Genomic DNA, 3,850 nt, shown 5'->3' with positions numbered 1-3,850 from the left:
CGCCTGCCCTCTTGCATGGACAACCGCCCGCTCCGCTTCGAGGAATGGGACGCCATGCGGCCGCAGAGCGTGCACGTGTCGGCGACGCCGCAGAAATGGGAGATGCAGCAGACCGGYGGCGTATTCGTCGAACAGGTCATTCGCCCCACCGGCCTCATCGATCCGCCCGTCGAGATTCGTCCGGCACGCAACCAGGTCGACGATCTTCTGGGCGAGATCAAGGAAGTGGCCGCGGCAGGCTACCGCACGCTCGTCACCACGCTGACCAAGCGCATGGCGGAGGATCTCACCGAGTACCTGCACGAGAACGGCGTGCGCGTGCGCTACATGCACTCCGACATCGATACGCTGGAGCGCATCGAGATCATCCGCGACCTGCGCCTCGGCGCCTTCGACGTGCTCATCGGCATCAACTTGCTGCGCGAAGGTCTCGACATTCCGGAATGCGCGCTCGTGGCTATTCTCGATGCGGACAAGGAAGGGTTTCTGCGCTCGGAAACGTCGCTGGTTCAAACCATCGGTCGCGCCGCACGTAACGTCGACGGCCGCGTCATTCTCTACGCCGACCAGATGACCGGCTCRATGGAGCGCGCCATCGGCGAAACGAGCCGTCGTCGTGAAAAGCAGATCGCCTACAACACCGAGCACGGCATCACGCCGCAAAGCGTGAAGAAGAACATCGCCGACATCCTGGAGAGCGTCTACGAGCGCGATCACGTCTCGGTCGATACGGGCCTTGCCAAGAACGGCGTCACCGTCGGTCACAATCTCAAGGCCGTCATCGCCGATTTCGAGAAACGCATGCGCGCCGCCGCCGCGAACCTCGAATTCGAGGAAGCCGCGCGCCTGCGCGACGAACTCAAGCGCCTGCAAGCGACCGAACTCGCCATCGGCGACGACCCCCTCGCCCGTCAGGCCGAGGTGGAGCGCGAGGCGGGCAGCTACAAAGGCGCCCGCAAATACGGCCGCGCCGCCAATCTGCCGCCGAAAGGCCTGCCACCGTCACCCGAAGGCGCAAGCGCCGGCATCGAGGATTCCCACGCCCGCGGCCCCGGTGGCCAGGGCCGCTCCGACGAGGGCACCCGCATCCGCAAACCGACCCTCGACGAAATGGGCCCGGGCACCGACCGCGAAGTCCCCCTGAACTTCAAGGAACGCCCCCTGCCGCGGAGTACGCAAGGGCACGGCGGGCAGAAGCCGAAGTATCGGAAGGGGCGGTAGGAAGGAGAGCACACGGACGTGATCCACAGCCGTAAGGCCAACTTACTTTTGTCGCTCGCTACTTCTTCGCTGACGACGTGCCACCTTTCGACGGTGCAGAGGGCGTCTCCTCGAGAATGCGGCCAATGATGAAAGGCACATTGAGATCCAACACCTCGGCCACGGCAATGAACTCGACGACATCCAACTGCCGCTCGCCGCGCTCATATTTGCTCACGAAGGTCTTGTAGGCACCCATCCGCTGGGCAAGTTGGTCCTGCGTGAGGCCTGCCTTTTTGCGCTCGGCCTTCAGGAGCGCCCGCGGACGTTCCTGCCGCTTCGTATGAATTGATTTTTGCAAGGCAACCCCGGAGTGGCGGGCTGGCGAAATATGCTGTTTTAGGAAATTGGCCAAAATAGCTATTCCTGTTTCAGCTAATTCCTGCACATGATCTGGTCGCGGCAAGCAATTGGATCTGACGATTTCATCGTCAGATCTTTAGTGCGGCGAGCAATTTGAGTGGATCTATCCCGAGGGCCGCCGCCACTTGAAAAAACTCAATGACGTCGAGCCGTCGTTCACCGCCCTCGTATTTGGCGACGAATGACTGGGGCTTCGCTAAGCGCCGGGCAACTTCGGCTTGTGTGAGATCGGCCTTCTTGCGCGCCTCTATCAACAGCTCACGCAAACGTTGATGATGCTGGGTATGAATTGTTTTCTGCATCAGCCGCCCTACCGAGCAGCCGCAATATTTCCGGTTTGATTTAATCCCGAATTGGGATATTTTATGACGATGTAACTCGTTGATGATGCCATGCCCACCTCCTGGAAACATACCCGTGACGCTAAGCTCTGGCTTCGGCTCGAACCGGCCAAGGCGGGGCGGGTGTTGGTCGGGTGCTACGGCGCGGCTGCCGGTGAGGAAAGCCTGCTACGCGCCTTTCTCGCCGAGCGGGACCGCGACCGGGCGACGGTGCTGTTCTGGATTCGGGTGTACAGCGAATTACGCGCGCCGGCGGCGGCAAGGCCCCCTTCCGTCTGCTTCGGCTCGCAGGGGATGATTGCTAGTCGTCCCCGCCTTCGCGAAACTCTCGGTAAACGCCATACACTCTTGTCATCCCCGGGCTTGTCCCGGGGACCTCGATGCGGAGATCGCCGCGCGTTTAGTCATCGGGGCGGCCGGGACGAGCCCGGCCATGACGAGGATGGTCGCGGGCGTGATTAGGCAGGGACGTAGGTCAACCTGATCACGTCGTCGCCAATCAGATCACTGGCCACAAAGCGAAGCGGCGGCCGGGGGCCGGCGAAGAATGGCTTGCCGTGACCAAGCACGACCGGATGGAAGTAGAGTTGATACTCATCGATAAGACAAAGGTCGGTCAGACTTCGTGCTAGGTCTGGTCCCGAAACTGAAATCTCCCCAACGAGCTTTGCCTTCAGCCCACGTATCACCTCCTCGACGTCATCCTCGACAAGTGTGGCGTTGGGGCCGACCGACTTCAGCGAACGCGATACAACCCACTTCGGTTGGTTCCGCCACGCCGCCGCGAATTCGTGCTGCTCGGCGCTCCATTCAGAACTGTCTTCGTCCCAATAACGCATGACCTCGTACATGCGGCGACCGTACACGCTGCCGGCGAGGGCGCGCACTTGCTCGGTCCAGTGACGAAAAATTGCGGGGCGTGGCGGCATTGCCATGTGGTCGACGTAGCCGTCGAGGGACTGGTTCATTCTGAAAATGAGCTTCGCCATGCTCTGAGATCTCTAACCCAGGGTCTTCAGAATAACTCGGGCCGCCGTTACGCAAAAGCGAGGTTGGGCGCAAACTTTATGCCGCTTTGTCGGTGATGAACAACCAAAACCCCGCCAACCACCCTCGCCAACCACCCTCCTGCGACATTCGGAAATTCCTGCGCTGCTACCAGACGCGTCCGACACCGAACCCAAGGAAAGTGGGGAATTCGTCACAGCGGCATCGTCAGCGAGCAGCGCAGGCCCTCGGGCAGGAAGCGCATTTCGATGAGGCCCCCGAGTTCGTCGCGGATGCTGCGCTCAATCAGTTTCGAGCCGAAGCCGAGGCGCGTCGGTTCGCGCACGACGGGTCCATTGCGCTCCACCCAATCGACGGCGAGGCGCGTGTCACCGCCGCTTTCGGCCTCCGCCCGCCAGGAGATGTCGAGTTGGCCGTGCGGCACCGAGAGGGCGCCGTACTTGACGGCGTTCGTCACCAGTTCGTGCAGGGCCATGCCGAAGCTCAGGGCCTGATGCGGCTTGAGGCGGATCGCGCTGCCGGACACGCGCACGCGCCCGTTGTCGATGCCTCCGTGCGGATCGAGTTCCGCATTGAGGATTTCACCGAGCGAGACGCTCTCCCACAATTCCTGTGTCAGCAGATTATGCGTTGCCGACAACGCCAGAAGGCGGGATTCGAACGCGTTCTGAAAGGTGTCGAGATCCGGGCTGCCGCGGCGCGTATGCACGGCAAGAGACTGCACGACGGACAGGGTGTTCTTCACACGATGATTGAGCTCCTGAAGCAACAGCGTCTGCCGCTCCTGCGCTTCCTTACGCTCGGTGACGTCGAGGCACGCACCGATCATCAGCGAGGGCTGCCCCTTGCCGTCGCGGATCATGCGGCTGCGCGCATAC

At 61.8% G+C, this 3,850-nt stretch carries 5 protein-coding genes; 1 reads left to right on the top strand and 4 read right to left on the bottom strand.

What is annotated here, in order from left to right:
• Positions 1 to 1,221 (top strand): helicase-related protein (locus AC1DT3_RS14040; RefSeq protein ID WP_477465870.1); only part of this gene is annotated, 1,221 nt, incomplete at its 5' end.
• A gap of 58 nt (positions 1,222 to 1,279) precedes the next feature.
• Here the strand turns inward: AC1DT3_RS14040 and AC1DT3_RS14035 are convergent.
• The 4 genes from AC1DT3_RS14035 to AC1DT3_RS14020 form a co-directional block, all read right to left on the bottom strand.
• The gene (locus tag AC1DT3_RS14035; protein ID WP_477465869.1) at positions 1,280 to 1,648 is read right to left on the bottom strand and encodes a helix-turn-helix domain-containing protein; all 369 of its coding nucleotides are present in this window, start codon (positions 1,646 to 1,648) and stop codon (positions 1,280 to 1,282) included.
• Positions 1,649 to 1,691: 43 nt separating this feature from the next.
• Entirely contained in the window at positions 1,692 to 1,925 is a 234-nt protein-coding gene (locus tag AC1DT3_RS14030; RefSeq protein WP_477465868.1) for a helix-turn-helix domain-containing protein, read from the bottom strand.
• 497 nt (positions 1,926 to 2,422) lie between these two features.
• Positions 2,423 to 2,953 carry a dihydrofolate reductase family protein gene (locus AC1DT3_RS14025; RefSeq protein ID WP_477465867.1) on the bottom strand — a complete coding sequence of 177 codons (531 nt, stop codon included), beginning with the start codon at positions 2,951 to 2,953 and terminating at the stop codon, positions 2,423 to 2,425.
• Between the two features lie 212 nt (positions 2,954 to 3,165).
• A partial coding sequence (locus AC1DT3_RS14020; protein WP_477465866.1) for a sensor histidine kinase occupies positions 3,166 to 3,850 on the bottom strand: 685 nt, incomplete at its 5' end.

This window comes from Microvirga sp. P4_G7 (genome assembly GCF_056401005.1).
The sequence above is the reverse complement of the archived record's forward strand: the minus strand, read 5'-3'. Positions and strand labels throughout refer to the sequence as shown.

What these genes read in the sequence shown, in the direction of transcription:
- AC1DT3_RS14030 (WP_477465868.1), bottom strand. Translation starts at nt 1,925, where the DNA reads ATGCAGAAAACAATTCATACCCAGCATCATCAACGTTTGCGTGAGCTG.
- AC1DT3_RS14025 (WP_477465867.1), bottom strand. Translation starts at nt 2,953, where the DNA reads ATGGCGAAGCTCATTTTCAGAATGAACCAGTCCCTCGACGGCTACGTC.